At 35.3% G+C, this 24119-nt stretch carries 19 protein-coding genes and 1 tRNA gene; 2 read left to right on the forward strand and 18 right to left on the reverse strand.

What is annotated here, in order from left to right; all coding sequences use genetic code 11:
• Nucleotides 1-16: 16 nt before the first annotated feature.
• Together BST91_RS03295 and BST91_RS03300 are read right to left on the reverse strand one after the other, a co-directional pair.
• Entirely contained in the window at nt 17-316 is a 300-nt protein-coding gene (locus tag BST91_RS03295; protein ID WP_042278290.1) for a hypothetical protein, read from the reverse strand.
• Nucleotides 317-420: 104 nt separating this feature from the next.
• Nucleotides 421-1296 carry a phosphatase PAP2 family protein gene (locus tag BST91_RS03300; protein WP_085774441.1) on the reverse strand — a complete coding sequence of 292 codons (876 nt, stop codon included), beginning with the start codon at nt 1294-1296 and terminating at the stop codon, nt 421-423.
• Between the two features lie 179 nt (nt 1297-1475).
• On the opposite strand from BST91_RS03300, the gene BST91_RS03305 reads away from it, so the two are divergent.
• Nucleotides 1476-1549 (forward strand) — tRNA-Arg (locus tag BST91_RS03305).
• Between the two features lie 83 nt (nt 1550-1632).
• On the opposite strand, the gene crcB is transcribed toward BST91_RS03305, so the two are convergent.
• From crcB to BST91_RS03335, 6 genes are all read right to left on the reverse strand, one after another.
• Nucleotides 1633-2004, reverse strand: coding sequence for a fluoride efflux transporter CrcB (gene crcB / locus BST91_RS03310; protein ID WP_060522825.1), 372 nt, complete (start codon nt 2002-2004; stop codon nt 1633-1635).
• Nucleotides 2001-3026: an SRPBCC family protein gene (locus BST91_RS03315; protein WP_085774442.1), complete on the reverse strand. Its 1026-nt coding sequence runs from the start codon at nt 3024-3026 to the stop codon at nt 2001-2003. The genes crcB and BST91_RS03315 overlap by 4 nt, the downstream gene beginning before the upstream one ends.
• A 260-nt stretch (nt 3027-3286) precedes the next feature.
• Nucleotides 3287-3907, reverse strand: a complete 621-nt coding sequence (locus tag BST91_RS03320) for a response regulator transcription factor (protein WP_042278380.1) — start codon at nt 3905-3907, stop codon at nt 3287-3289.
• Nucleotides 3904-4974 carry a sensor histidine kinase gene (locus BST91_RS03325; protein ID WP_085774443.1) on the reverse strand — a complete coding sequence of 357 codons (1071 nt, stop codon included), beginning with the start codon at nt 4972-4974 and terminating at the stop codon, nt 3904-3906. Before BST91_RS03325 ends, BST91_RS03320 begins: the two co-directional genes overlap by 4 nt.
• Nucleotides 4975-5051: 77 nt before the next feature.
• Nucleotides 5052-5660 carry a hypothetical protein gene (locus tag BST91_RS03330; protein ID WP_085774444.1) on the reverse strand — a complete coding sequence of 203 codons (609 nt, stop codon included), beginning with the start codon at nt 5658-5660 and terminating at the stop codon, nt 5052-5054.
• 7 nt (nt 5661-5667) lie between these two features.
• Nucleotides 5668-6198, reverse strand: coding sequence for a hypothetical protein (locus tag BST91_RS03335; RefSeq protein ID WP_085774445.1), 531 nt, complete (start codon nt 6196-6198; stop codon nt 5668-5670).
• A gap of 36 nt (nt 6199-6234) precedes the next feature.
• Between BST91_RS03335 and BST91_RS13365 the strand changes: the two genes are divergently transcribed.
• Nucleotides 6235-6360: a hypothetical protein gene (locus BST91_RS13365; RefSeq protein WP_262497007.1), complete on the forward strand. Its 126-nt coding sequence runs from the start codon at nt 6235-6237 to the stop codon at nt 6358-6360.
• A gap of 89 nt (nt 6361-6449) precedes the next feature.
• Here BST91_RS13365 and BST91_RS03340 read toward each other — a convergent pair whose 3' ends face one another.
• From BST91_RS03340 to BST91_RS03385, 10 genes are all read right to left on the reverse strand, one after another.
• On the reverse strand, nt 6450-7304 hold the full coding sequence (locus BST91_RS03340; protein ID WP_085774446.1) for a UDP-2,3-diacylglucosamine diphosphatase: 855 nt from the start codon (nt 7302-7304) through the stop codon (nt 6450-6452).
• 378 nt (nt 7305-7682) lie between these two features.
• Nucleotides 7683-9494, reverse strand: a complete 1812-nt coding sequence (locus BST91_RS03345) for an acyl-CoA dehydrogenase family protein (RefSeq protein ID WP_085774447.1) — start codon at nt 9492-9494, stop codon at nt 7683-7685.
• Nucleotides 9495-9623: 129 nt separating this feature from the next.
• On the reverse strand, nt 9624-10817 hold the full coding sequence (locus BST91_RS03350; protein WP_085774448.1) for an acetyl-CoA C-acyltransferase: 1194 nt from the start codon (nt 10815-10817) through the stop codon (nt 9624-9626).
• Between the two features lie 108 nt (nt 10818-10925).
• Nucleotides 10926-13334, reverse strand: a complete 2409-nt coding sequence (locus BST91_RS03355; protein WP_085774449.1) for a 3-hydroxyacyl-CoA dehydrogenase/enoyl-CoA hydratase family protein — start codon at nt 13332-13334, stop codon at nt 10926-10928.
• Nucleotide 13335: 1 nt separating this feature from the next.
• Complete coding sequence (locus BST91_RS03360) at nt 13336-13803, reverse strand: MarR family winged helix-turn-helix transcriptional regulator (protein WP_082586886.1); 468 nt, start codon at nt 13801-13803, stop codon at nt 13336-13338.
• A 242-nt stretch (nt 13804-14045) separates the two neighbouring features.
• Nucleotides 14046-16955, reverse strand: coding sequence for a gliding motility-associated C-terminal domain-containing protein (locus tag BST91_RS03365; RefSeq protein ID WP_085774450.1), 2910 nt, complete (start codon nt 16953-16955; stop codon nt 14046-14048).
• Nucleotides 16956-16968: 13 nt separating this feature from the next.
• The gene (locus BST91_RS03370; RefSeq protein WP_085774451.1) at nt 16969-19020 is read right to left on the reverse strand and encodes a T9SS type B sorting domain-containing protein; all 2052 of its coding nucleotides are present in this window, start codon (nt 19018-19020) and stop codon (nt 16969-16971) included.
• A 21-nt stretch (nt 19021-19041) separates the two neighbouring features.
• The gene (locus tag BST91_RS03375) at nt 19042-22311 is read right to left on the reverse strand and encodes a T9SS type B sorting domain-containing protein (RefSeq protein ID WP_085774452.1); all 3270 of its coding nucleotides are present in this window, start codon (nt 22309-22311) and stop codon (nt 19042-19044) included.
• A 32-nt stretch (nt 22312-22343) separates the two neighbouring features.
• Nucleotides 22344-23189 (reverse strand): ABC transporter permease, encoded by an 846-nt coding sequence (locus BST91_RS03380; protein ID WP_085774453.1) that lies wholly within the window; start codon nt 23187-23189, stop codon nt 22344-22346.
• Nucleotides 23190-23199: 10 nt separating this feature from the next.
• Nucleotides 23200-24093, reverse strand: coding sequence for an ABC transporter ATP-binding protein (locus tag BST91_RS03385; protein WP_060522814.1), 894 nt, complete (start codon nt 24091-24093; stop codon nt 23200-23202).
• Nucleotides 24094-24119 lie beyond the last annotated feature (26 nt).

A 24119-nucleotide genomic window follows, 5' to 3' on the forward strand; every position in this document is an offset into this window, starting at 1 on the left:
TAACAAAAAATATTATTTATTTGCTAGGAACGTCTATAGTTGGTTTCTGATCTGATTTGTTAAAAACGTAAGTAAATAACCACGTAAGTGTAAAGGTAGGAATGATATCCATACCAGGAACCAATTCTTCTATTGTAGTAATAATACCAGCTGCAACACCTGTTTTTCCTGGGTAGAGTAGGGTCATGAGGTAACCTGCTATGGGTGCCCAAAATAAATCTGTCGTCTCTCCCAAAAATGGAAGGATGTAAGATGACATACCTACTAAATCTAAGGCTATGCTGGCAAAAAGTTTTGATTTTTTAGATTGAAACATATTCAGTTTTTTAAACTGTTTAATTCAAATAACGTTCCAAACTTATTTTTTAGTATCTCAAAAAGGATTAATGCTTTGTATTTTAATGTTTTAGAAAGGTTGGTTTAAAAGTTTAACGTTAGGCCTACCGTATTTGGAGTCGCACTAAAACTGAGAGAGTAGGAACGTTGTTTAGGTTTTTTAGTCCCATAACGCTGCTCGCCATATCCATTTCTAGTATCTAAATATCTATCTACGGCTTCTACGGTTGCAATCGTAATAGCAAGACTTAGAACTACATCGGTTAAATAGTGAGCTCCTTTCCAAACACGTGAAGCAGGTGAAACTAAACCTAGAGTATAAATACCGGCTTTTACCCAGGGATTATCAAAATGTTTTGCGAGCGCATAGGCTGTGGTGAATGACAAAATAGTATGGCCAGATGGGAATGATCTATAACCGGACTCGCCAGAAAACGGTCTAAATTCAGATTTTCCTACACCAGTTTCTGGTCTACCACGTCCAGTAACAGATTTTAAAAACTGTTGTAGAAGACCACCAGCGGTTGCGCTACTTATCATCAATACACCTGTTCGCCTCCATTCAGGGCTTTTGGTAAATAGTCCGTACAAATAGATACCACCAGTTACGCCATAATTGTTTTGAGGACTTCCAAAGTACCATCCAAAATCACTAATTACAGTTGGAATATTGTCTTGTTGTCTGCGTGCCCAATCGCTTGTTTGTTCATCAACTAAATACAAACCGCCAACAAGACCAGCAGTAGCACCTGCACGCAACCAATCTCTTTGTTGCCAGTGAAAAGGCCTTGAATAGGTGTAGGCTACACCATTAAACGCATTTTTTCCATCATAAGCTAGTAGTTGCCAGGTATTCATTTCTTCAACTTGTAAAGATGTGAATTTATCTGATTTGAAGTTTTGACTAAAAGATAAACTATTGATTAAAAGTAGAATAAGAAAGATTACTAGTCGCCTCATAGGTAAATGATAATTTGCGAAGATACACTTAGAAGTTGTTTTGATACGCTGATTAACAATAGTCTATGAAATAAATGTAATATTTCTACTCAAAAATCGAATTTTAATTTTTACCAAAACAAAATAATAGTATATTTGCAACCGCTTTTCACAATAGCGTTTGCTTATTGAACAAGCATGGTCGCGTAGCTCAGCTGGATAGAGCATCTGCCTTCTAAGCAGACGGTCACAGGTTCGAATCCTGTCGCGATCACAAAATAAAAAAGCCACGCTGATAAGCGTGGTTTTTTTATTTAAGGAGATATCTTTTTTTAATATCTTGATTAATGGACTGGATTAAATAAATGATTTAAAAATGCTATATCCTAGGTACAGCATAATCATTCCTAGTATCATACTTCCGAAAAAATAAAGACCTGCATTTAAAAAATCTCCATTTTTAATAAATTTTACTAGTTCTAATGAAAAGGTTGAGAAGGTGGTAAGGCCACCACAAAACCCTATTCCTAATAATAAATATCTAGGATGAGATATACCATCTGTACGCTCAGTCAACTGCCATAAGATTCCCAATAAGAAGCAGCCTAGAACATTTACGATCAAGGTAGGTAACCATTTTATTGTACCAGAATTCATGTATATGGAAACGGCATACCTTAGGTAACTACCTATGCCACCACCAATAAAAACTAAAAAGAAGCTTTTCATTCTTGAATAGGTAAATAAATTTCTGTTAGATATGCTGCTGGATTTACCGTTTCATCTTTAGAGACTCTATAAACTATATAAGGAGAAATATCAGAGGCATCTAAATTATTCGAGACTCTATAAGCTGTTGCCTCTTCCCAGGCTTTATTTAAAAATTCATGTTTTCCTTTTAAGGTTGTTTTTATGGCCTGAGTTGAAGGTGTAAAACCACATAAAACATTGCTGCCTGTTTCAGTTTCTATTCTATCTTTAACAGGAATGGCAGCAGAAAATATTAACTGACCTAAAGTAGGATCGTTTTTTTCAAAAATGATCATTGGATTTCCAAATGGCTTTATATCATGAATATTCATGTACTTTTTTATGTTTTGAAACATACTTTCTTGCAAGGTTTCCATGGTTTTTGTTGTTGCACTTGTCGACATGTATAAGTAGTAACTGCCGCCTGTATCAAGAACTCCATCCACTGATACTGTATATTTATTCAATTCTTTTTGTATAACACTGTCCAAATTCTTAAGGCCTTGTTGATACATAGGTCTTATTTCCTTTTCTAAATCAATTCCAAAAATCGCGTTGAGCATTTTTTCTTTTAGGCTATTCTCACCTTTAATATTCCAAATAACTTTATTTGCCTTTTCCTCTGGCATTATCATCATACTTACCTCACTATTGGAAACAGCAAATCCGCTATCGTACTGCATATCAAAGACTATTTTCTTATTTGGGTCTACGTTGGTGATAGTCATTTTACCATTTCCATATTCATCTGTAAAGGTGTAATAGCCACCTACACCGCTTGTTTGTTCTCCCATTGTCGAGTTTATACCATCTTGCATGGTCCATGGATTCCAATTATTCCAACTTTCAAAATCATCTATTTGCTCATAAATAACTTGAGTAGGTGCTTCGATAGTATATTCTTCAGTAATACTATATGTTCCGTCTTGAAGGGAGAAATACACTACACTGGCTATAATACCAATTACTAATAAGATGATAAAGTACTTTAATGCTTTCATAGGGTTGATAGAATTAATGGCCAAAAAGGTATGACAAATCTATATAAAATAAAACTGCCAGCTGTATAAGCCGGCAGTCTGATGAAAGTCTAGAGACTTTCTTCCCCCTAAAATTCAGTTAATAAAAGAAGTATTGGTCGATTGTGAAAATCCTCTTATTACTTATCCAAATATATTAGCATCTAAGCGGGAAGAAGTACCCCTAAATGGGTATTTTTAAAATAATTTATATATAAAAACATGGATTTAATTAACAAATGTTAATTGTAGTGTTTATGAACCGATAAAGCGTATCTCATTAGTTCTCCTTTTCCTTTGAGCCCCAACTTCTGAATCATGTTTTTACGATGCTTTATGATAGTACCTACAGCGGTATGCCGGATCTCTGCAATTTCGGAACTTTGTTTCCCTTGAGCTATTAGTTTAAGTATAACTCTTTCAGTAGGAGACAGTTTAGGTTTAATATCGGCTTTTGTGTAAATTTCTTCGACAGCAATATTTTTATCAAAATAACTTTTACCTCTTGAAACTTCAATAATAGCTTTTCTGATTTCTTCTAGTGGCCTACGTTTCAATAGGTACCCAGATGCACCGGCTTTTATAGCATCGTTTATAGCATCATCATGTTCAAACATAGAGAAAAAAATCACCTTAATTTTTGGATGCGTTTTCTTGATTGTTTTACACATTTCAATACCATTCATACGAGGCATACTTATGTCTGATAGAATAATATCGGGATTACGGTGCTTGATGTTTTCTAACAATTCTTTGCCGTCGTGGGCAGTTCCTATAACGGTAATTTCTGGATCATTTTCAAGTAATAATTTAGTTGCATCTACAATGGATACATGGTCGTCTGCAATTAGTAGGTTGATCATAACGGTATATCGATGGTTATTGTGGTTCCAAAACCAGGTTGCGAGTCTATTTCAAATGTTCCTCCTGTATTTTCTACCTTTTTCTCTATACTATATAGCCCCATTCCATCAGTTGGTTTAATTGATACAACATTCATCCCTATACCGTTGTCTTCAATCATGATGTTTAAATGGTCTTCATAAGCAGTTAGATTAATAAAGGCCTCGCTGGCTTGTGCGTGTTTTATAATATTATTTAATAATTCTTGTATGATTCTAAAAATCAATAATTCTAAACTGTTTTCTAATGTCGTGTCTAGCCCATAGTGGATCACTTCGACATCTAGCTCTTTACTTTGACTGATTTTTTGAGCTAGACTCTCTACACTAGGTATTAAACCTTTACTAGCTAGAACACCTGTAAAGCGTTTATGCGACATTTGACGAATTTTTTCATAAGTATCGTTAAGCAGTTGTTCTGTTCTATCAAAATAAATCTTATTGTCTTGTTGAGCTGCTTGCCGTTTTAAATTTTCAAAATGCAGTTTCATAGTGGTAAGAGAACTGCCTAGGTCATCATGTAATTCGGTGGCTATTTCCTTTCGTTCTTTTTCTTGTCCAGCAATCATAGCATCGATAGTAGATAACTCTTGCTCTTTCAATATTTTATCTTTTTGGGCCATGATGAGTTTCTTCTCTTTTTCTACTAAAAGCTTTTTCTTACGCTGGTTGTTATAAAACCACAAACCTATAACGCTTATAAGGATTGCTGTTGCTATAAGCGCGATAATAACCTTTTGATTTTGTTCGTTTTTAGTTTCTTGTTCTGCTATTTTTTTCTCTTTCTCAGCAGTTTCATATTTAGCCTCAAGCTCTTGAATTTTATTCTCACTTTGTCTAGCATTAATGGTGTCAATGTTATCAAGAACATCAACAAATAATTCGCTGCTCAGCTTGTATTTGTTGTTATAGTGGTAGGCTTCAGCAAGATTTCTCTTATTATTAATAAGGTTAAGTAGGTCTAGGTTATCAGGAGCGAGTTCTTGAGCTTTCAACGTATACTCAAGAAATTTCTCATAATTCTCCATTCTTTTATAGACCTGTCCAGTATTGTTGTAGTTACCATATAGTCCAGTAGTATCCTTAATTTTAGAATAGTACTTTTCTATTTTTTTTGAAAAATTAAAGCAGAATCTAACAATCCTTGACGTTGATAAACTACTGAAAGATTACTTTCAACAGTAAAAATATCTTCAGTTTTGTTGTATTCCTTTGCTATTTCTCTAGCCTTCCACAATTCATTTTTTGCTTGGTTATATTGATTATTATGGATTAAGTACCCTGTTGAATATAGGTAGCTAGTAATCTCAAGATCGGGATCCTCTAATTTTTTAGCAATTTTTTTATTGACCTCTATAAGATCCATAAAACCATCAGGCACCTCGCTTACATAAAAATAGGCATATATTAATTCATCATTAATATAGAATAGACTTTTCAAATCTTGTGGATCACATGATTTTTTAAGTTCAAGAAGCCTATTGTAATGAGCAGGAGCATCGTGATCTATTCCATATTGAGCAGCACTTTCTGCAATTTTAATGCGGTACTGCTCATATATTGAATAGTCATCAAGGTTCAATGTATCTACAATAGCTAGAGTAGTTTCATATTCATTATCATAATTATTGATAAGTAAGTCTACATATGAAAATTCCTGAGCTACAATCCATTGAGAAATAAATAAAAATAAGAGGCTGGCTACTGTTCTCAAGAAGGTCTTATTTTATTTTTCTTTTCATCATATTACCAATTAGGATAGGTTTAGAAACTTCTTCAGTGCCCTCACAGTAATCAATATCTAAAGAAGTATCCATGATAAAATCACCACTAAAACTTTGGTTAAATTCAATCGTTTTATTGTCGGGAGCGCCTTTTTCAAAAACGATTACCATTTTATACTTATCATCTTCGTTTATAATTTGAGCATCGGTAACGTATCCTATATCATTAGCAATGGTATGAAACGTACCACTTACTAAAGTTACAGTTTCATCGTTGGTTCCACTAGGTTCCCAGGTAAAATCTGCTTTTACGATAGGAGCATTTTCTTTTGAAGCAAGAATTACATTTTCATCTTCGTAATAAAAGTCTACCGTTATAGCTTGATCGATAGTGTAATTGCATTCCATTGATGCTGCCTTCTTCTCAATTGTCGTTTCCATTTCCTGCATCTTTTCTGGCTTTTTTTCTTCTTTACAGGCGGTCATTAAAGTTGCAACGGCGATTAGTGCAAGTGAAATTCTTTTCATAATTAATTGGTTTATAGAATGAGTAAATTAAGTTAAATGGCTAGCGTTATTCAATACCCTTTATGGGGTACGTCTAGCTATGTAAATGTAAAAATTCTTTACAATATGAATATTCCTACAACTAGTAGTCGTCTTAAATGGATAACAGATTATTCAACTTAATTAAATAATTGATAATTAATTATTTGAAGATGAGATGGTGTTTTCGCTTTCGCGAAAGCGAAAAATCATTAAATAAAAGTAAGTAGGATTTATTTAAGGAATTCCTGAAGAATATATTGATAAAGTTGTTTTTGATTCATGTCTACTAAGCTCATTGAATCATCGAATAGTTCACTCTCTATAGCATTTACAAGATTATTATTATTCAAATCATGTTTATGAAGTTTCCACTTGTCATCATGATATTCCAGGGCTGTGCAATGTTCAACCCAGTCACCACTATTTAAATATCGTATTGACGAGCCATTTTTAAAATCTATCGTTTTGTCGGTAGGTTGGTGAATGTGACCGCAAATTACATAGTCATAACCTTGTTGACGAGCCATTTCTATGGCAGTTTGCTCAAAGTTGCTGATAAATTTTACTGCACCTTTTACACTAGTTTTTATTTTACGAGAAAGTGAAACTTTACCTTTACCTAGTTTTCTAGACAAATAGTTAATAGCGGTATTTACTAAAATCAAGCTATCATAGCTCATCGCTCCTATTTTTGCCAACCATTTACTATTTTGAATGGAAACATCAAAAATATCACCGTGAAAAAACAGGGCAGTTTTTCCGTTACAATTCCATTTTAGCTTATTTACAATTTTAATATTACCCAGTTCAAGGCCGTTGAATTTTCTGAGCATTTCATCGTGATTACCAGTGATATAATAAATTTGAGTTCCTTTGGATGCTAGTTGAAATAGTTGTTTTACTACTTTCATGTGACTTTTGGGCCAGTAGCGTTTTGAGAACTGCCACATATCAATAATATCGCCGTTAAGAACTAAAGTGTCTGGTTTTATACTTTTTAAATAGCTATAGATTTCTTTTGATTGACAACCATAGGTCCCCAAATGCACATCGCTTATTACTACAAGATCCACTTTTCGTTTCATATAACCCTTTGATAATGATGTTTATAAAACTAATTGAAAGGGTTGATTACTAGGTTATAAAAATTTTATGTGTTCTTTATTTAAAGGCTATCACTTAATGAAATAATTGTAAAAAAAGCCGTCATTAAAATGACGGCCTAGCATAACATTGAATTTAGTTTAATTATCTTATTTCAAACTGAGCATCAATAGTTAACCTTTTATTTATGTTAGAATTATTATATAATCTTTAACCAAACCTAATCTCGCTTAAGTTTACTTAACTTTTTGACTAATCAACAAATATTGAATTAGTTGAAATGAAAATTTCATCGATAAAAAAACCGCTATTTCTAAATAAAGAATAGCGGTTTCCAACATTTAAAATTAACTTTCTAATTAGAAAGGATAAGCATTACTATCAGTTACCTTATCTGCGATCGTATTTCTTAACGCTACGATATTAGGCAGATTTGTATATTTAGTAAATCGCTTAAGTCCCATAAGCATCATGCGTTGTTCGTCACCTTCTGCAAAGCTTGCGATACCTTCTTCAGCTCTGTTTTGGATGATTTTCACGGCATGGTATAAGTATAGCTGAGACATAGCAATTTGCTCTTTTTGCGCTTCTTCACTTGATCTAGCGATATTTTTCTGAGTTCTAAGGATAGCACTTTCAGCCATATAAATCTCAATAAGAATGTCTGATGCAGCAATAAGTAACTGTTGATGTTGTTCAAGTTCAGTTCCAAATTTTTGAACTGCACTACCAGCTACCATTAAGAATACTTTTTTAAGTTTCTTAATCATATCCATTTCTTCACTTAATGGCTCAGAAAAATCTGGTACATCAAAAGAAGGAATAGAGGTAAGTTCATTTGCCACAGCCATTGCTGGTTCCAGTAAATTTACATGACCTTTCATCGCCTTCTTAACAAGCATACCAACGGCAAGCATTCTATTTATTTCATTTGTACCTTCATATATTCTTGAGATACGAGCATCACGCCACGCTGCTTCCATAGGAGCATCGGCACTGAATCCCATACCACCGTATATTTGAATACCTTCATCACTACAGTTTTGAATATCTTCAGATACAGCTACCTTAAGAATAGAACATTCAATGGCAAACTCTTCAACTCCTTTCAGTTCTGCAGTTGCAAATTCATCTCCTTGTTCTTGTCTAATATGGATACGATTTTCGATGTCTTTTGCTGCACGATATGAAGCACTTTCGCCTACGTAAGCACTTGTAGCCATGTCGGCTAATTTCTTACGAATAGCACCAAATTTTGCGATTGGAGTTTTAAACTGCTCACGTTCATTTGCATATTGAGTAGCTAAAGAAATTACACGTCGCTGCGCATCTAAACAAGCTGCAGCAAGTTTGATACGACCTACGTTAAGAGCGTTCATAGCAATTTTAAATCCTTCACCACGTCCAGCCAGCATATTTTCAACAGGAACTAGGCAATCATTAAAAAATACTTGACGGGTAGAAGAGGAGTGAATTCCTAACTTGTGTTCTTCCTCACCTAATGTAATACCATTTGACGGGTCATTTTCTACAATGAAACCTGTGATATTTTTATCATCTTCTAAACGGGCAAATACTACAAATACGTTACAAAAACCTGCATTTGAAATCCACATTTTCTGACCGTTGATTTTGTAGTGTTTACCGTCCTCAGTAAGTTCAGCTTTAGTCTTACCAGAATTTGCATCTGATCCAGCACCAGGCTCTGTCAAACAGTAAGCTCCAAACCACTCACCTGTAGCAAGTTTTGGAACATATTTTTTCTTCTGCTCTTCAGTTCCATAAAGTGTGATAGGCATAGTACCTATTCCTGTATGAGCACCAAAAGCTGTAGCAATAGAACCAGTTGCTCCTGATATGTAATCACATACTAACATGGTTGAGACGAATCCCATTCCTAGGCCATCATATTCTTCAGGTACAGCTACACCTAAGAACCCCATTTCACCTGCTTTACGCATTACTTCTTCAGTAAGAGCGTAATCTTTCTTTTCAAATCTTTCTTTATGCGGTACAACTTCTTTGTCTACAAATTCTGTTACCGACTCTTTCATCATGATTTGTTCTTCAGAAAAATCTTCAGGAGTAAATACGTCCTGTGGATTTGTTTCTTTCACGATAAATTGACCACCACGGATTATACCGCTTTCATTTGTTGTTTCTGTTGCCATTTTTTACTTTTTATTACGATACTTAGAAGAAAGAATGGTACTCAAATCTATTTTGAAATTGATTACCTAGTCCCAGCATATTAATCTGTGCCTGGCAGATCAGTCTTCTAACTTTTTTTAATGATTGTTTTATTTAAGGAATTCGTAAACACCACAAGCTCCTTGACCTGTCCCTACACACATAGTTACAAGACCATATTTATTCTCTAAATTTTGACGTCGCATTTCATCAAATAATTGTACACTTAATTTTGCTCCTGTACATCCTAGTGGATGTCCTAGTGCAATAGCTCCTCCATTTGGGTTCACTATATCTTGGTTAAGGCCCAATTCTCTAATTACTGCAAGTGATTGAGAAGCAAATGCTTCATTTAATTCAATCATACTTACATCATTTAAAGTAATTCCTGCTTGTTTAAGTGCCTTTGGAATAGCTTTTACTGGACCAATACCCATAATTCTAGGAGGGACACCTGCAGCTGCAAAGTTTACCATACGTGCGATAGGTTCAAGATTTAATTCTTTTACCATTTCTTCACTCATCACTAGAACCATAGCTGCTCCATCACTCATTTGTGATGAGTTACCAGCAGTTACCGAACCACCAGCAGCAAATACAGGTCTTAATTTTCCTAGAACCTCCAGTTTGGTATCAGCACGTGGTCCTTCATCCTTGTTTACAGTGTAGGAGCGTGTTTCCTTTTTACCAGCAGCGTTAATAAAAGTTTCCTCTACTTCTATAGGAACGATTTGGTCTTGAAATCTATCTTCAGCAAGTGCTTTCAAAGCTTTTTGATGAGAATTAAATGCAAACTCATCTTGGTCTTCTCTAGAAACTTTGAATTCGTTTGCAACAGCCTCTGCAGTTAACCCCATTCCCCAGTAATAGTCTTCATTACCGGCTTTTGCTACTCGGTAATCTGGAGTAGGTTTATAACCACCCATTGGAATATAGGACATCGACTCTGCACCACCGGCAATAATACAATCTGCCATTCCCGATTGGATTTTTGCGGTTGCCATGGCAATAGTTTCTACACCACTAGCACAATATCTATTTACAGTTACACCAGGAACATCATCAATTTTTAATCCCATTAATGAAATTAAACGCGCCATATTAAGTCCTTGTTCAGCCTCGGGCATAGCGTTACCTATGATAACATCATCAATTCTTGTTTTATCCAAGGCAGGAACATCTTTAAGCATAGCTTCAATTGTTTCTGCTGCCAGTTCATCTGGTCTTTTAAATCTGAATACTCCTTTAGGAGCTTTTCCCACTGCTGTTCTTTTAGCAGCAACTATATATGCAGTCTTGTTCATTTCTTTAATATTATAACAGGATTATAGATTTATGTATGAGAACAAGTTATCTAATTGAAATCCTATCATTTGTTATTTTTTAATTTGCTGTGAAACTGGTTTATTGAATTAGTTTCTTAACGGTTTACCTTTTTGCAACATGTGCTGTAAACGTTCCAGAGTTTTACGTTCACCAGTTAAACTTAAAAAGGCCTCTCTTTCAAGATCTAATAAATATTGCTCTGATACTAGAGTAGGAGCACTTAAATCACCACCAGCCATTACGTAAGCTAATTTATTAGCGATTTTCTTATCATGCTCGCTTATGTATTTTCCAGCTTCCATACTGTCTGTACCTACTAAGAACATTCCTAATGCTTGTTTACCAAGTACCTTAATGTCTTTACGTGGTGCAGGTTGTGTGTATCCTTTATCTGCCATTAGGCGTGCCTGCGCTTTCGCGAAAGCGATACGACGATTGTCATTAACAACAACTTGATCAATTCCTCTTCTTAAAATACCCAGGTCGTAGGCTTCGTAGGCACTAGTTGCAACCTTGGCCATACCTACAGTTAAGAAATATTCTTGTAAACGGTTAAGTTCTACATCGTTCTTTTCGAAGGTGTCACTTGCACGTAGCGCCATTTCCTTTGATCCACCACCACCTGGAATAACTCCTACTCCAAATTCTACTAGACCTATGTAGGTTTCGGCACTGGCTACTGCCATATCACTGTGCATCGTAATTTCACAACCACCACCTAATGTCATTTGGTGAGGTGCAACAACTGTTGGAATACTGCTGTAACGTAATCTCATTACGGTATTTTGGAATTGCTTAATAGCCATATTAAGCTCATCGTATTCTTGCTCTACAGCCATCATGAAAATCATACCGATGTTTGCTCCAACGGAGAAATTTGCTCCATTATTTGCAACTACAAGTCCATCAAAGCGGTCTTCGGCAATATCTATAGCTTTATTAAGTCCAGCTAATACATCGCCACCAATCGAATTCATTTTTGAAGTGAACTCTACATTCAAAATACCATCACCTATATCATGAACAGTAACACCACTGTTTTTAAATACTGGCGCTTGTGCTCTAAGGTTGTCTAGGATAATAAAACCATCTTGTCCTGGTTTCTTAACGTAATCCTTGTCAGGAATAGAGTAGTAATAAGTTGCTCCATCGCGTACAGTGTAAAAAGAGTCATAACCTTTTTCTAGCATTTCTGTCACCCAAGCAGCTGGTTCCTTACCTATGGCTTTCATAAGTTCTACACCTTTTGCAACGCCTACAGCGTCCCAAACTTGGTATGGACCATGTTCCCATCCGAATCCAGCACTCATCGCATCGTCAATACGGTATAACTCGTCTGAGATTTCAGGAATCCTATGTTGTACGTAAGCGAATAGTGATGCAAATGATTTTCTATAAAACTCTCCTGCTTTATCTTTTCCATTTATCAGAACAGGAAAACGATCTGCAACATTATCAATAGTCTTAGTTAACTCTAGTGTTGCAAATTTTGCTCTAGGCTGTTTAACATATTCTAGTGTATCAAGATCTAGAGCTAAAATTTCCTTTTTACCCTCGTTTGAAACACTTTTCTTATAGAAGCCTTGGCCTGTTTTTGAACCTAACCATTTGTTTTCCATCATAGTGCTGATGAAATCTGGTAATTTAAACGTGTCACGGTGCTCGTCTTGCGGACAGTTTTCATAGACTCCGTTTGCTACGTGTACCAACGTATCCAATCCAACAACATCTACTGTTCTAAAAGTAGCAGACTTAGCACGTCCAATAACAGGACCGGTAAGTTTGTCTACTTCTGTAACTGTCAGGCCCATTTCTTTTACTGTATGAAATAGACTTTGTATGGAAAAAATTCCGATTCTATTTCCGATAAATGCTGGTGTATCTTTAGCTAATACTGAAGTTTTCCCTAAGTATTTTTCACCATACTCCATGAGAAAATCCGTAACTGATGGATCACAGTTAGGTCCTGGAACTACTTCAAATAATTTTAAATATCTAGGAGGATTAAAGAAGTGGGTTACTGCAAAATGCTTTTGAAAATCCTCACTACGACCTTCATTCATAAATCCAATTGGAATTCCAGAAGTATTTGAGGTTATTAAGGTACCAGGTTTACGGTACTTTTCAATTTGTTCAAAAACAGATTTTTTAATATCCAATCGCTCAACAACAACTTCTATTACCCAATCTGTATTTGAGATTTTTTTCAAATCATCTTCTAGGTTTCCTGTCGAAATACGATTTGCAAAAGCTTTATTATACAGAGGAGCTGGCTTACTTTTTATTGCAGCAGCAAGATTATCATTTACCATACGATTACGTACAGCTTTGTCTTCAAGGGTTAAACCTTTAGCTTTTTCTTTATCTGTAAGCTCTCGTGGAACAATATCTAATAATAATACCTCACAGCCAATATTGGCAAAGTGACAGGCAATTCCACTACCCATGATTCCAGAACCGATTACGGTTACATGTTTGATTCTTCTTTTTCCCATATTACTTTCTAACTAAAAAGGGTTGATTTTTAAATATCTTTTTTGAATTAACTATTTCATTTATTCGGTAAGCTACTTCTAGAAATGTTTCTAGTTTATCTTCTTCAATTTCCTCACGTATGTGGTTGTCAAAGGTTTTTACAACGGATTTAGAAAATTCTCTCATTTCCCTACCGAATGGTGTTAAATGAATTAAAACACTACGACCATCTTCTGGATTTTTTTTCCTTTCAATAAGTCCTTTGTTTTCCATCATTTTAAGTGTTCGAGATAATGATGTCGCTTCCATTCCCATCTTTGGACCTAAAGCTGTACTAGGAGTTCCATTCTCGGGATCTATACTTATTAAAGCAAAACCTGTAGCCATTGTACTGCCTTTTACTGCGGCTTGTTCGTTGTACATTTTAGACACTGACATCCAGGTAGCTCTTAAAATATAATCTATTGTTTTATTATGTCTCATACTCATTAATAGACCGCAAGATAAAACATTTTACTATGCACGCATAATAAATTAACAAAAAACTTCAATCGTTATAGTAGTTTGAATAATCATAAAATTACTAATTATATTTTAATTATACTCGAGTTGATTAGCTCAGTTTTAGAGTTAAATATCTGACTATAAGTTTATAAAAGTTCAATAAATAAAAAAGCCTCTGATTTTTTATAATCAGAGGCTTTAAAGAGTCGGTTACTTAAAAATCTTTCTTAGTAATTGATATAAACCCAGCTAGCTGTATCTTCTTCATCAGGATCATTATACTCAATGGTATAGAAATATACTCCTACAGGTACTAGGCCATCGCCAGCAAGTAAACCTTTATTCGGTATTCCTGCAAATTCTTCATAATTATTTGCTGACGTTTCATAAATCATACTTCCATTACGATTAAAAATTTTCAATACAAAATTAGGGAACTGTTCTGCTAGTCCTGGAATAGAGAATGTGTCGTTTACTCCATCATCATTTGGTGAGAATCCTTCTGGAAAAATGATTTCACATCTCTCGAAAATTATTGTAAATGCAACTACATTGAAACAACCTGTTTGTATATTCTCTAAGCGTGCATAAAGAGTTCCTGTAGTAACACCGGCTTGGAATGGCGTTGAGTAATTTGTTCCTAATGCATTTGTATCGGCTTCAGCATCTGCTTGAGATTCATAGTAGTTAACGATGTGATTAGCTGGATCATTACCATTAAGCACAGCATCATCTTGTACTGATAAATCAAATGTATTTTGATCTAAAGAGCTATTTTCATCACAGATATTGGCAAGATCTTGAGGTTGACCAATATTTGGAGCATCTAGAACTGAGATATCAAACTGTGTAGTATTTGAACAACCATTTGAGTCAGTCAATCTTACATAAATTGTTTGAGTTCCAGTTACAGTGTATGGCGAGGACAATGGATTAGCTCCAGTTTCAGCATCTCCTTGTGAAGCATGATAGCTTACTGAACCTAGACCATTTGGATCTACTTCAATATCTTGTTCTGTTAGATCAAAGTCTGAACTACCGTCTAAAGGAGCATCGTCACACACTTCTATATTCATAGGAGTTCCGATTGTAGGCTCGCTTAAAACTACCAAATTAAATTGAGCAGTACTGTAACAGTCTTGATCAACGTCGTTTTCAACTCTTACATAAATGGTTTCAGGACTAGTTGTATTAGTGTAAGCGACAGATGTGTCGATAGCATTCATGCCAGTATCTGCATCCATTTGAGTAGGGTGTAAGGTAATGGTAACATTGAATGAAGTGCTTACAGCTGATTGTATGGTAGGTAAATATGAAGCAAGATCAAAATCTTCAATTCCATCTTGTGAATTATCATCACAAGTTTCAAAATCTGGTATCGGATTGATTGCTGGAGTAGGACTTACCATTAAATCAAATGAATCAATAGCACTACATCCATCGTCAATAGGTGAAGTATTGTTTGCTATCCTTACCCAAATTGTTGTAGTTCCTAAAGGAGCATCAAAATTCAATGGTAATTCATTTACACCTGCATCTGCATCGGTTTGATTTGCGTGGTAAGTGATATCAAAGGTAGTAGCATCTTGGCTACCTAAAACATCTGCTGTGAACTGACTTAAGTCAACAATCTCACTACCTGATGCGTCATCATCACAATAGTTAAGTAGTGTGGTATCAATAGGATCAACGATTCCATTTTCATAAATGGTAATTTCTTGAGTAAAGTTTCTTGTATCTCCTGAAACGTTAGTCACGTTTACACTCACTACATAAGTTCCTGCAGAAGCATAAGTATTGTATACAGCAACAGGTCCTGTAACACTCGCTGTATTGCCATCACCGAAATCCCATGTACTTGCTGCTACTTGTGGTAAACAAGCTAAAAGAAATTCAGTTGCATCACCTTGACACTGATCGTTAAGAGTGAAAGAACTGGAGAAACTAGATTGAACAAATACAGGTAACCCTTGTTTTGATACACCAGGGCTGATGTCAAATCCGTTTGCATTATAGGTTGCGGTAGGAGTTTCAGGCCCTACTATCATTCCTAATTCTGTTTGATCAAAACGACCAACATAAATATTTCCATCACGAGCTAATTGTAAGGTAGATCTCCCTTCCGAAACATCAGCTATCTCTCTTTTGGTTGCTAGAATATTATTAGCATCACACAACTCGTATTGAAAGATCTTTTTATTTCCATTAAATCCGTAGGTGCTACTTTCATCGTGATACAAGTACTGAGAAGAAGGAGAGAATTCTGCTCCATAAACAGGACCGTTATGAAGAACTAAGCCATTTCCACCAAATTGACCATTTCCTGGGTTAAAGTCGTACAAAACAGTACCTTCAAAACCATTAAAGCTATTCTGGTTACAGATTACTAGCTTTGTACCATCAGGACTTACTCTAAGTTGGCCTCTGTCTGCACTAGAAGATGCAGTTGGGACTGAATAGTATGGAAGGTTACCATTTCCTTGTTGTAAAACAGGATTTGGGAATACAAATGAAACATTAGGACCTGGAATACCTCTTACTTCCCAGGTAAATAGTGCGTTGAAGTTACCAGTACCATTTACAGTTGAAGTTGCATTACTTTCAGCAAAGGTCATTACATAGGCATTATTACTACCTGTTTGAATAGTAGCAGCTACTTTCTCCGCACAGGATTGGATAAGTACTACGTTTTTAACACCGGCAACAACATCTCCTAATCCACCGTTAAGAGACATTTCAACTCTAGAGTATGATAAAGGGCCATTACCACCAGCACCTACCGTAAAAATAAAATAAACTCCAGGTGATTCTGGAGCTTTTACGATTATGGCACTTTGGGTACTAGAAAAGTTACCATCTAAACCTGTACCATTAGGCATAATGTTACCATTTCTATTCCATACGGTGATTCCGTCTGTGAAAAATAAAAGGTTTCCTGAATCATCTGAAATCGATGCAACACCTTCATCCGTATCATATCCAGATGTAGCTACTGCTGGATCTAGTGAACGATTTTGAGGGTTTGGAGTGAATTCTACACCAGCTTGATCTCCAAAGATCCACCAGGAGGATTCTTCTTGGGCAAGCATGGTTGTACTTACAAAAATTAAGAGTAATAAAGAGTAAATTGTTTTCATGTTGTTTTTCAAGTTATCTTAAGTATACATAGCCGGCTTGTGGCTTTGTGTTTGGTTCGTTTAATTCAATCACGTAAAAGTATGTGCCGCTAGGTAGCAAACCTGTGGTCGAGGTAAGTCCAACATTACTTGTACCATCCCAAGATGCAGAGTTATTATCTCCTTCCCATACTTTTTGACCGTATCTAGTAAAAATAGAAATTTTATGATTTTCATAAACATTTTTTAACCCAGAAACGATGAACGTATCATTTAATCCGTCGTTATTAGGCGTTACCACGTTAAACACCTCTATTGGACAGTTTTCTACTTGTAAATTGAGTTGAGAAATGTTAAAACAGTTGTCGTTTTCGACTCTAATAAAAATACTTTCGGGATTGGAAACATTTCTATAAATCATATTACTATTTATAGAGTTACTTCCATTTGTCGCATCTTCCCTTGAGGTATGAAAGGAAACGATTTGATCGCTTCTATCCGAAATAAGATCAGCAATTTCGCTTAGATCAAATGAAGCTGTATCAAAACCTTCATCACATTTAGTGATTTGATTAGGAATGCTATTAGTAACTACGTTTGGATATACTTGTATTTCTTTTTCTAAATCAATTGTTTGAGTAGGTGTTTGAATGGTTACTCGTACTGTAAAAGTACCTACTTGAGAAAAAGTGTGTGTAGGGCTAAGATTGATAGATGAGTTGTTTGTTCCACTTGCAGGATCGCCAAAATCCCATGTAATACTATCAATTTGAGCTGAAGTTTGAACGGTAAATAAATGATTTTCACCAAAACAATGATCCTCAGCTATTATTTCTCCTGAAATTAAAAAACTTTGGACAAATATCGGTAATCCGTATATCGCAAACGAGTTTTGCGATAACTGAAAATCATTAAATCTATAATCGGCCGAGATACCTGAAAAATTAGGAGCATTGATTACACTAAGCGCATTTTGATTAATCCGACTGTGATAAATTTTGTTATCCGGACCTAGCTGTAAAGCTCCTCTAAAGGTTACTAAATTATCTTCATAAACAACTGTCCTTGAATTTGCTATATTATTTGATGTTAAATCAAATTGTAGTATTTGACCATTAACAAATTCAAAAGTTTGAGTAGTTGATGGGTTCATAAAATCGACTTCGGCATATAAAAATTGACCATTGCTTGAAAACTCTACACCGTAAAAGGAACCACCATCGGCTTTGGTCATTAACGGTTGTGGATTGGATACTATACCAGTGGTATTGTCAAAATCATACAGGTATAATTCTCCGCCGTTTGTGTAGGCGATACTACGTGCTTCTAATAGGGTAGTGGTATTTGAAAAATCTGATAAAGTATTATTTGAAAAATGAGCAGCTACTAATTTGTCACCTCTAGGGTTTACCTTAATATAGCCTCGCATTGCAGCAACGTCAATATTCGTAAGATTTGTATTTACAAGCTCTATAAACGGTGATACTATGGATACTACAGGTGTTGTTGTCAATCCGCTAGATGTTAATTCATAACTAAAGAATTTGTCTTCGAATTGAGTAATTATCCAAAAACCTGTTCCGCTTGAATTAGAAATTGCAGTAAGTTTCTCTGAGGTAAGTGCTAGTAAATTTATATTTTTTTCAGTGATGATAACATCACCGTCACCGTTATTCAAACTTAGATCTACTACCGAATAAAAGAATCCTTCATTATTGCGATATAAGATGTCATCCGTGTCTACCGTAAAAACATAAAACCTAGTTGAACTTCCTGGTTGTGGTACAATTATCGCGCTACTGGTGCTGCTGGAATTACCTTTGAGTCCTGTACCATTAGGCATTAAATTGTGATTACGGTCATAGATTACACTTCCATCAGTATAGAATAGAAGGTTTCCTTGATTGTCAGATATTGTTGCACAACCTTCTCCTGTAACTAGTTGACCATCATTGAGAGCGGTAACAGTGTTGTTACTGAAATTAATACCAGCGTTAATACCAAAATACCAATTGTTAGATTGTAATTGCGCTTTCGCGAAAGCGAAACAACAACAAATAAGTAGAAAGGATAAATGCTGTTTCATAGCATTTAAAGATAGCCTTTTTTACCTTTTCAAGGAGAAGTGGCTAGAAAATTGCGTACCATCCATAAGTGTCGCAGTGAACCAATAGTCACTAGACGGTAGAGGATTACCGTTAAATGTTCCATCCCAGCCTACACTTTCTGGTGAGATTTGTTTTAACAATTTTCCAAATCGATCGTAGATAAAAATTGTGGAATTAGGTTCAAACACAGTATTAACACCTATTAATTGCCAGTAATCATTAAAACTATCACCATTTGGTGTGAAAAACCTAGGGTATCCCACAATACTGAAATCTTTTCTAGTTACACCACAGCCGTTTTTATCTCGTACATATAAGGTATAAAAGCCTGGTTCAATGTCTGTAAATATTGGACTATCCTGATAAGGAGTTAAAATATCAATACTGTACTCGTAATCACCTAATCCGCTAGCTACAACCTCCATAGATCCTGAACTATTAGTACCAGCATGATTGATAATTAAATTATCAATTGTTGCTGGTTCACTTATAACTACAGTAACAATACGTTGTGATGAGCAGCCTTCGGCATTAGTAACGGTTACCGTATAATCTCCACCAGTCGAAACTAGTATTTCATTTGTAGTCTCACCGTTACTCCATGAATAAGTAAAATCATCAGGATTTCCAGAGATGAGCCCTGCATCTATTGAGAGCGGTTGTGGATCATTACCACAATATTCAAATAATTCCTGTGGTTCAATATTAGGTAAAGCATTTACTATAAGTTCTACTTCACTAATTCCGTAACAGTTCCCATCAGGAGATTCGGCTCTCGCAAAAATGGTTTGTGAAAAAGGTGTCGTATTAGTAAATGGACTGGTTAACGGATTCTGCTCTGTAAGTGCATCATCTCTAGTTTCGTAATAATTCACTGTAACATCAGCTGGAGCGTTGGTTAAAACATCGCTATCGGCTAGGGATAGTGTAAAATCTGCTATTCCATCATTAGATAGGTCATCACATGCTTGTAAAGTGGTGTCTTGCGCATCGCTTGCACTTACCCTTAATGTAACTTGAGATGTTGAATAACATCCTGTCACATCATTGGTTACACGTGCGTAAACTATCTCAGCAGGAGTAGTGTTTGTGTAACTTGTTGTGTCTAATGGATTTGTATTTGAATCTGCATTGGACTGAGTACTATGGTAGGAAACTGTAACATCATTTGCATTGTTTGATATAGCATCGCTAAAACTATCAAAACTAAAGGTAGTTCTTCCATCAGGAATACCATCTTCATCACATTGAAATGCGTCAAAATCAATAGCTTCTGGTTTGTCTTGCACTATAAGATTGAAAGATTGGGAAGTATCTGCACAGGTAGTATTGTTTCTATTTTCTAACCTCACATAAACTGTTTCTAAAAACGGAGTGTTATTGGTGTATGGACTGCTTATTGGGTTTGATCCTAAGTCTGCATCACCTTGTGAAGTATGAAAAGTAATTTCAAAATCGGTACTACTTTGATTTCCGAGTATTAAAGAGTTAATAGAGGTGAGATCAAATTGTTGGATTCCGTCAAAATCGTCATCACAAACTTCTATGTCTTGAACAGCTTGAATTACAGGTTGTTGAAAAACATTAACATCGAATGAGGTCGTGTCAAAACATTCGGTATTATTACGGTTATAGATACGTACATATAGAGTTTCTGAAGGAGCATTAACGGTATATGGACTTGATAATTCATTTACATTGTCAATCGCATTTTGTTGACTCGTAAAATACTTTACATTAAAGGTAGTTGCATCTTGAGTTCCTAAAATTATAGGAGTAACATCTGTATCTAAGTCTAAAGCTTCATTACCATCGTTGTCTAGGTCGCAAATATCTTGATCTACAACATTATTTGCAGTAGGTGAATCAAAAATCTCTATTGTTTTTCTATATGTTCTAGATGCGCCACCAGTGGTTAGTGTAAGCGTAACCTGATATACTCTAGGAGTTGAATAAACATTAGTCCCTATGGTTTGTGACGATGTGTTACCATCTCCAAAATCCCAAAGGACACTATCAGGCAAATTATCAGTTTCAAATGTGAATTCTGTTGTGTCTCCTAAACAAGTATTTTCAACGTCAATTAAGGCAAAAAAGCTTTGAATAAATGGAGGTAGTCCTTGTGTTGAGGACCGCCCGGAAAGAGGTATAGCGTCAGCGACAAAGTTACAACCTGTACCTCTCACATTAGGATTATTAATGACGCTTAAAAAAGGTCTACCGATATCATAGGTGTCTGATGTGGTTCTATATATTTTCCCATCAATTCCTAATTGCATCGAGTTACGGTAACCTTGCCTTGTGTCTAGTAAAATTTCTGATCCTGGAATATTAGGTGCATTAAGGTCGTATTGAAACAATGATGTTGAATAAGCACTAGGATTATTCCCTGAAGCATTATTTAAGGTTGAGATATACAGTAAACTACTATCTGGAGAAAATTCAACACCATAACCAAGGTTATCGCTTGAAGCAAAATTGAATCGTCTCTCATTACTTAAGGCACCAGTGGTCTGATCAAAATTATATATGTAAGTTCCACCTACCATATTACAAGATACCAAATATTGTCCATCAGGAGATACTTTTATATTACCTCTAGGGTCTGTCACTGATGTTGTAAAGGTAGATCTTACGGGAACTGGATCAACACCAGTTGGAGTCACTTTATAAGTGTAGAAAGTATTAAAGTTTCCACTTGAACCGTTTTGATTTGCATAAACGATAATAAAAATCTCATCATTGGTGGCATGATTAATAGCGGTGAGTTTTTCGGAGGTTCTACCTAAAAGATTATTTGGAGTATTTAAATTGGTAGTGACAGCTCCTAATCCAGAGTTTAAAGACATGTCCACTTCATACCAGTGAAATCCAGTATTAGCATCACCACCTACTTGAGTATCAACTGTGAATATATAGTAAATGTCAGAATCTTGAGGCTTGGGTATGATAATCGCACTTTGAGTACTTGACGGATCTCCTAAAAGTCCATTACCATTTTGCATTATTCCGTGATTTCTATCATAAACAGTAATTCCATCGGTATAAAATAAAAGGTTTCCTTGTGCGTCGCTTATACTCGCACAACCTTCATTTGTACTGAGCTGGCCATTAACCAAAGGAGTAACTGTATTTGAAACAGGATCAAATCGTAAACCTGCATTAAATCCAAAATACCAATTTGAAGCTTCTAATTGTGCATAAACACTGGTGTTTATAAATAAAAATAGCACAATAAAAAAAGCGGAATAAATATTTTTCAATTTCATCCCGCTAAAATAACATCCAAAACGTTAATATTTTACAAATCCCTGCGCTTTAATAAGGCAAAACTCCAATAAACAAACAGTCCAGACCAGATAAGTACTGAAATTACGTCTAACCATTCAATATCGTAAGTAAATTCTAGACCTTCTATAGGAATTTGACTAGTGGTAGATTTGACCAAGTCAATTTTAGTAAATGGTTGTTTGATTAAATTACTCATGGCATTTAATGGAAGTATGTGAACAAGGTAACCATCGTAGATGTTCCAATCATAGTAGGTATCCAGTCCTTTTGCAACTGCATTAATAATACTTTCAAATATGTAGTAAACAAATACCAGCCCTAGTGCAAATGCACCACGTTTCACCAAAATTCCTGCAAATAGGCAGAAGGTGAAAAAGACTAAGTGAGCTAGAAAAAATCCACCTAGATAACCCATTTGAGAAAATATTATTGATGGTTCATCAAAATCAGAGTAAATTAATCCAAGTATTAATGATGCCAAAAAGACAATAACTGTGGCTGTAATAGCTAGTACAATAGTGAAGTACACTTTGGATAACAACAATTCTTTTTTACTTAATCCATCGATAAGATTTTGTTTGAGTGTTCTATTGCTATACTCACTTGCAGTAAGTGAAACTATCACAATCGCAATAAAGACTTTTAGAAAACTAGCAAAATATGTACTTAAATGCCATACTAGGGGAAAATTAAAAAGACCTAAATCGCTAAGAGCATATTTTTCACCATTTATAGTAATGGGAATAATACCGGTAAGCATTAAGACTACAATAATCGTTAGGTAAATAATGGTTAAAACCTTACTGCTTTTACTGTGTTTGAATTTATGAAATTCTATATCGAGTAATCGTAACATATTCTATTGGTTAGTTTTTGGTTAATTCTAGGAATTGATCTTCTAGGCTTTGTTTCTTAAAGGCAAGTTCAGTTAAAACAATGCCCTTTTCAAAAGCCTCTTTATTGATTTGGGCTGTCGTTACCGGACTGGATAGTTTTACTTCTAGTAAGTTATCTTGTTCAATCAATTCTGCGACAAACGATTTTTCATTTAGGAAACTACGTAATTGAGCAATATTTTCAGAACTTAAGAATATAGAACCGTGATTTTGCACCATCTGATCAACTCTGCCTTGATACAGCATATTTCCTTGTCGTAATACAATAACGTGAGAACAAACCTTTTCAACCTCGTCTAATAAATGAGAGGCGAGCAGAATAGTAGTGCCAGATTTTGCAATATGTTTTATAAGGTCTCTAATCTGTCTTATTCCTTGAGGATCCAGACCATTAGTAGGTTCGTCTAGAATTAAAATTTCTGGATTATTCAATAAAGCACTCGCAATTGCAAGTCTTTGTTTCATACCTAAAGAATAGGTTTTGAAGGGACTATGCTTTCGCGAAAGCAAACCTACCAAATCAAGTGTTTCATCAATTCTATCATAAGCAACACCTTTAATTTTACAAACCAACGTTAAATTTTGCACAGCATTCATTGATGGGTAAAAATTAGGTCTTTCTATAATAGCGCCTATTTTTTTTAATGCATCATGGGTAGACATGCTACCGTCAAACCATTTGTATGAGCCACTTGTTGGATTCACAACGTTAAGGACCATTCCCAACGTAGTACTTTTACCGCTACCATTTGGGCCTAGTATACCATAGACGTTACCTTTCTCTATTTTAAAGGAGACTTTATTTACTGCTGTAAGCGCTCCGTAATTTTTATGAAGATGATTTACTTCAAGAATGTTTTTCATATAGAAGTTATTTTGGTTATTTTATC

This window comes from Nonlabens tegetincola, from assembly GCF_002117085.1.
Classification (GTDB): domain Bacteria; phylum Bacteroidota; class Bacteroidia; order Flavobacteriales; family Flavobacteriaceae; genus Nonlabens; species Nonlabens tegetincola.